The sequence below is a fragment of the Microcoleus sp. F10-B2 genome, assembly GCF_036704965.1.
Lineage (GTDB): Bacteria > Cyanobacteriota > Cyanobacteriia > Cyanobacteriales > Microcoleaceae > Microcoleus.
The window spans coordinates 21,233-27,232 of the sequence record NZ_JAUBTB010000093.1; the positions used below are offsets into that span (position 1 = coordinate 21,233).

The following is a 6,000-nucleotide window of genomic DNA, read 5'->3' on the forward strand; positions in this document are numbered from 1 at the left end:
GGGGCTATTTCCTACGGGATAGCTCCGCTTCACCTGCATATTTTGTTTGTGGGCGATCGCTCAACTATCATCAGGTAACGGTGGCAGTAATGCCTCTAATTGCACAAGTAAACTAGGCAAAACACTTGTAACAATATTCCAAATAACTTCCGAACTCACTTGGTCATAACGGTTAACCAAAATATTTCGTAAGTTAATCGCATTTCGCCAATCAATTTCGGAGTGGAACTGCTGAAACTCGCTCAAAATTCTCCGAACTCCCTCCCCCAAAATCCCCAACTACCGCTCTACGGCACTTTGCATAAAAATACTTTCAAGACAAGTCTCGCAAATCGACCATCATCAGATTAGTTTGATGTTTGGGATAATTTTCAACTACCTGCCGTCTAGTAATGGTATTCAAGCAACTTCAACCATACGACCTATAACCTCAGATGAGGCAGTCCACGCATAAGTTATTTCATGTGTTTCTGGGTTTCGATACCATGACTCATCACAAACACTATTTCCACTATACACAATAATCACTTGCGCTCCTTCTTTAAAGAGATTAGGCGAGGTTGGATGGATGGTGTATCCTGCAAAGACGTTTCCAGGGTGCTGTCTGTTATCAAGCATCACACCAGTTATATCTGGTCTTCGCTGTTGACAGCCTGGATCGGAGTATAAAGGCACATTTACCCAACGAACAGTTCTAACCACATTATCTGGCTTAACTTCTTCTCTAGGCAAAGAGTCTTGATGATGTGGATCGTGAAGAATTTGAGATGTAGTTTTAAATACGACTATTCCAGAAAACTCAGAATCAATCAAATAGCTCAAACGTTGAAGTTTCCCTAAACTTAGGGAAGGAAGTTTGTGTACTATATCTTTGATATCAAGGATATCTGTTTGCGGATTAAACTCAAATAGATTGTAAGTGTTAAAAACCTGTGAATACTTCTTTTGCTTCCTTCCCAGGATAAGAAACTTGAGATGCCTAAAATTTTCATACTGCTTGTGACGAATGAAAATTTCTATAGTCTCCTCAATCTTTGTTGGCGTCTTGGTCGCCGTGACTTGGAAAGCAACTTTTCTATAAGAGTCTCCTAAATCTATTGCAGGATATTTATGCCCATCACGATCTAGATTGATAAGATCGTACCCGTATATAATATTGATAAATTTGGCCATGAAAGATTGAAGAATAAAATTTTGATCGAGCAATCCGATCGCTCCTCGGTACTCTACTGAATATTGTAAGATTCCTAAAAAATCACAAATTTTCTTTTGAAGCTCTTCCTGAACAAGCACCGATTATCCCTCTTTAACTCATGATTACAATTTTACTATAAATTGAGCCGGCTCATCCCAACTACAGCGATGAGCAACTCCTGCCGGAATAAATAATGGCGATGTCTCCGGCACTCTGCCTTTCTCGCTCCTGCTTGCCATCGAGCGATCGCGTACCGGGTGCATTCGATCGCCGATAGGGATTTTTTAACTGCTTTTTTTCCACCAAATCTACAGGACGGTGAAATAAATGCTCTATCTCTTCCTGCATACCCAATAAATGAGACAGCGTGAGGCGGTGCGATGGCTCATAGGTGACCAGTACATCCACATCACTATCAGGGCGAAAATCATCCCGCAGCACCGAGCCAAACAGGGCAAATTCGACAATGTTCCAGCGCTGGCAAAATTGCGCGATCGCATCTAGAGAGACTTTTAATCGATCGCTCACTACATATTCTAAATCCGCTTGTAACTCAATCATGGGCGAGTCAACCTCCGACGACAAAATTCAGAGAATCCAAGCATTGCTATAGCACCCGCTAATTTACCAAACTTGAGCATCCCAGACACATTTAAGTTTTCGATGCAAACAAAATTTACTAGACTTACTGATAAGATGAGAGGAGCTAGATTGAGAGGTCATCTTATGTCGCCGATAAAACAACGCCTTCTAGAAGCGATCGAACGGACTCCTGAATCGCTTTTAGAGCAAACCCTGACATTCCTGGAATTTTTGACCAGTCGGACACAGGCCGGGATCGTCCCAGACTTTGACTCAGATTTTGATTCAGACACAGACTCCAACGACCAAATCCTCGCTGACCTGAAAGCCTCGCTCCACCAAGCCAAAGCTGGACAAACCTTCCCCATCGAGGAACTCTGGGACGGCATCAATGTCTGATATGCCAGTCCAACTCAAATTCACGGCACTCTTCAAACGTCGCCTCAAGGGACTCGCTAAAAAGTATCGCCAAATTCAAACGGATGTTCAGCCCGTCCTCGATGAGATTATCCAAGGAAACTTCATCGGAAACCAGATTGCAGGAACCCAATACACCGTTTACAAAGTCCGGGCTAAAAACAGTGATGCCCAAATTGGTAACAGCGGTGGTTATCGTTTGATTTATCAAGTTGAATCACCGACTCAGGTTGTTTTACACCTGATTTACTCGAAATCAGAACAAGCAAACGTCTCGGCCGAGGAAATCCAAACTGCGATCGCACAATACCAAGCAGAACCAGGCGAATAAGACATTTTTCAAGTCTAAACTTTAAATATCGCCGACATTGATATCACATATGGCCCAAGTCCCGACCTTCTTGCGGCAGCAGTGTATCTTTGAGAGTTGACACAAATTTTTTAAACTTGTGCTAACTCTTGACTACATACTGACTAGAGTGAAAAATATGCAAAAACGCCAGCAACAAACCAACCAACCTATGAACTTTTCAGCAAAATCAGGGGGCAAAAGTGCCACACCCCCAAAAACCAAGTCAACACAGAATCTCGGCGTCGCAGGATTGCGGAAATTACTTTTTGCCGCCGGCATAGCCTCTCTGTGCGCTAGCTGTCAAAATCCTCCAGCACCCACCGCCACAACTCCCGGAGGCAGCCCCGGAACCAGTCCCGCAGCCACTCCCGTCGCAGTCAGCAGCCCCGGCGACCCAAATACTGTCAAAATTGTCTCCATGCTGCCCATGACAGGCAGCGCCTTGGGTCAAGCTCAAACAATGGTCAACGGCATCCAACAAGCCCTCGCCGAAACCAACTCCAAAGCTTGCGACGGCAAAATCCAAATCCAATACGAAGTTTACGATGACGCCACCGCCGCCGCCGGCAAATGGGACCCTGCCCAAGTAACGTCCAACTCGAACAAAGCCGTGGCTGACGGTTCGGTAGTTGCCGTCATCGGTCACTATAACTCCGGTGCCGCCAAACTTTCCATTCCCGTGCTCAACCAAGCTAACATCGTCATGATCAGTCCGGCCAACACTTATCCGGGACTGACTAAACCAGGAAAAGGCGAAGCCAAAGAACCCAACGTTTATTATCCCGCTGGCACTCGCAATTTCACCCGCGTTGTCCCCGCTGACGACCTTCAAGGTGCTGTAGCTGGCAACTGGGCGAAATCTTTGGGCGTGCAAAAAGTATACATTCTCGACGACCAAGAACTCTACGGCAAAGGCATCGCTGATGTTTTTGAAGCCACTGCTAAAAAGTTGGGAATTCAAGTCCTCGGAAGAGAGGGAATTGATATTAAAGCTAGCGACTACAAGGCGTTAATGAATAAGATCAAAGCTTTAAATCCCGACATGATTTACTTTGGAGGCACTACTCAAAGCAATGCCGGACAAATAATTAAAGACATGAGAAATGTCGGGATGACGGCTGATGCAGTTAAGTTCATGGGGCCCGACGGCATTAAAGAGCAAGCTTTAATTGACGCGGCCGGCAAAGATGCCGAAGGAGTTTACGCTACTTTTGGCGGCTTGCCTCCTCAAGAATTGACTGGTGTGGGTGCGAAGTGGTACGAAAGTTACAAGGCAAAATATAATGCTGAACCGGAAGCTTATGCAGCTTACGCCTATGAAGCTGCTAAAGTTGCGATCGGCGCAATTAATAAAGTTTGCAAAAATGACCGCGCTGCTATCCGCGAAGCTGTCTTGGCAACTAAAGATTTTAACGGGGTACTCGGCACTTGGAGTTTTGACACCAACGGCGACACGAGCTTGACTACAATGTCAGGAAATGTTGTTAAAGGTGGCAAGTGGGAGTTCGTGAATGCGCTCAAGACGGAATAATTAGTCAGTTGTCAGTTGTCAGTTGACTGTTGTCAGTTGACTGTTGTCAGTTGGCTGTTGACTGTTGTCAGTAGTGATTTTAACTGGTTCCTAAGCACAGCCTAGGAACCAGTCACTCTTGGTCTGCTGGGCTTTCCGATCCGAAAAATTGGAGGTAGAGCCTCCAAATCCGCGTTTCTAATATCTGCCTAGAAACGAGTAGAATGAATGTTCCTAATGCCCAATTTCCAATTCCCAATTACGAATAATTATGAAAAACTGGAAAAGTATTCTCTTATATCTAGGTGTAGCTTATATAGTTTTGCTATTAGGCCCGATCGCAGGATTTGATCTGCCAAAAATAGTTGGAGAAATAGCCAGCAATCCTGAAGTTTTTATCCAACAATTATTAGTTGGTCTTGTCAACGGGGCGCTGATTGCAATTATTGCTTTGGGTTACACGATGGTTTACGGCATTATTGAGTTAATCAATTTTGCTCACGGCGATTTGTATATGTTAGGCGCTTTTGCTTCCCTAACCGTGTTCGGGGCTTTTGGGATTCAAGATGGCGCACCTTTAGGTATTGCTATACCGGTGATGTTAGTCGCTTTAATTGTATGTTCGGTGTTTTGTGCTGGACTGAATATTGTTGTCGAAAAGTATGCTTATCGACCTTTGCGAAATGCTCCCCGTTTGGCTCCTTTAATTTCAGCGATTGGAGTTTCTTTTATTTTCCAAAATATGGGTCTGTTTTGGGGAGGATTGAAAGCTTTTATTCCGGTGATGGGTTCTAACTCGGCAGCTCCGAAAAGCTTTCCAGATTTGTTGCCGCGAGTTGATATTCTCAAATTTTTGGGAATTCAAACGAGTATTGTATTTACTACGAAAGATTTAATTGTGTTGGTGGTGGCTGTGGTATTGATGGTTTTGCTTCATGTTTTTGTCCAGTACACTCGTCTCGGAAAGGCGATGCGGGCAACTGCTCAAAGTCGCGATGCTGCTAAAATTATGGGAATTAATGTCGATCAGATTATTGCTCTGACTTTTTTGATTGGGGGAGCTTTGGCTGGTTCTGCGGGTATTTTGGTGGGTTTGTACAACAATACGATCGTGTTTACGATGGGGTTTACGGCGGGTCTGAGGGCTTTTACGGCGGCGGTTTTGGGGGGGATTGGCAATATTGTGGGGGCGATGTTAGGAGGGGTTTTGATTGGGTTGCTGTCGTCTTTGAGCGATCAGTATTTGTCGAGCCGCTGGACTAATGCTTGGGTGTTTGGGGTTTTGGTGGTAATTTTGGCTTTTCGTCCAGGCGGTTTGCTGGGAGAGAATGTTCAGGAGAAGGTTTGAAGGTGCTGGGTTGAAAAAATGGCAAAAGACATTTATCATTATCAAGTAAGGACTGCTTTAGAAAAGGATGGGTGGATAATTACAGACGATCCTCTGACTCTGCAATTTGGTTCGCGCGGTGTGTTTGTGGATTTGGGAGCTAAAAAGCTGTTAGCAGCCGAACGCGAGGGACAAAGAATTGCAGTTGAAATCAAAAGTTTTGTCGGCAAATCTCTAGTAAAAGATTGGGAAAATGCGATCGGTCAATACACTTTGTACTTAAAAATCATATCGAAAAAAGAGCCAGAGCGCACTCTATACCTAGCAATTACTGAATAAATTTATACAAGCTTCTTTAATGAAGATATTGTGCAAGTTGTCCTCGCGGATAAAGTAATAAAACTTATCGTGGTCGATTCGATTCAGGAGGTTATTACCAGATGGATAAACTAGACGAATACCGCGACTTGATCTATAAAATATTGTCCTACTATGCCAGCCTACCGTACAGATATGCCAAGCTTAATAGCAAAGTCATTGTCGGGAGCATCCCGGTTTTGTAAATATCCCCAAATCAGCGTAAAATAGTTAAAATCAATAGAAGCGTCAAAAAAAGT

General features: G+C 44.1%; 8 protein-coding genes. 5 read left to right on the top strand and 3 right to left on the bottom strand.

Translation table 11 applies throughout. The annotated features are described in order from the left end of the window. Window positions 1-60 precede the first annotated feature (60 nt). From QUA99_RS33275 to QUA99_RS26685, 3 genes are all read right to left on the bottom strand, one after another. Window positions 61-279 carry a HepT-like ribonuclease domain-containing protein gene (locus QUA99_RS33275; protein ID WP_445251045.1) on the bottom strand — a complete coding sequence of 73 codons (219 nt, stop codon included), beginning with the start codon at window positions 277-279 and terminating at the stop codon, window positions 61-63. A 120-nt stretch (window positions 280-399) separates the two neighbouring features. Continuing rightward, window positions 400-1,293, bottom strand: coding sequence for an SMEK domain-containing protein (locus QUA99_RS26680; RefSeq protein ID WP_333244160.1), 894 nt, complete (start codon window positions 1,291-1,293; stop codon window positions 400-402). 61 nt (window positions 1,294-1,354) lie between these two features. Beyond that, on the bottom strand, window positions 1,355-1,756 hold the full coding sequence (locus tag QUA99_RS26685; protein ID WP_333244163.1) for a nucleotidyltransferase family protein: 402 nt from the start codon (window positions 1,754-1,756) through the stop codon (window positions 1,355-1,357). Between the two features lie 165 nt (window positions 1,757-1,921). Here QUA99_RS26685 and QUA99_RS26690 point away from each other — a divergent pair, with 165 nt between their 5' ends. The 5 genes from QUA99_RS26690 (at window position 1,922) to QUA99_RS26710 (ending at window position 5,722) form a co-directional block, all read left to right on the top strand. Beyond that, window positions 1,922-2,176 (top strand): hypothetical protein, encoded by a 255-nt coding sequence (locus QUA99_RS26690; protein WP_333244166.1) that lies wholly within the window; start codon window positions 1,922-1,924, stop codon window positions 2,174-2,176. After that, window positions 2,169-2,525 carry a type II toxin-antitoxin system RelE/ParE family toxin gene (locus QUA99_RS26695; RefSeq protein ID WP_333244169.1) on the top strand — a complete coding sequence of 119 codons (357 nt, stop codon included), beginning with the start codon at window positions 2,169-2,171 and terminating at the stop codon, window positions 2,523-2,525. The genes QUA99_RS26690 and QUA99_RS26695 overlap by 8 nt, the downstream gene beginning before the upstream one ends. A 157-nt stretch (window positions 2,526-2,682) precedes the next feature. Beyond that, window positions 2,683-4,077, top strand: a complete 1,395-nt coding sequence (locus QUA99_RS26700) for a branched-chain amino acid ABC transporter substrate-binding protein (RefSeq protein WP_333244172.1) — start codon at window positions 2,683-2,685, stop codon at window positions 4,075-4,077. 250 nt (window positions 4,078-4,327) lie between these two features. Then, window positions 4,328-5,404, top strand: coding sequence for a branched-chain amino acid ABC transporter permease (locus QUA99_RS26705; protein ID WP_333244175.1), 1,077 nt, complete (start codon window positions 4,328-4,330; stop codon window positions 5,402-5,404). A gap of 18 nt (window positions 5,405-5,422) precedes the next feature. Further along, window positions 5,423-5,722: an element excision factor XisH family protein gene (locus QUA99_RS26710; RefSeq protein ID WP_333244178.1), complete on the top strand. Its 300-nt coding sequence runs from the start codon at window positions 5,423-5,425 to the stop codon at window positions 5,720-5,722. Window positions 5,723-6,000 lie beyond the last annotated feature (278 nt).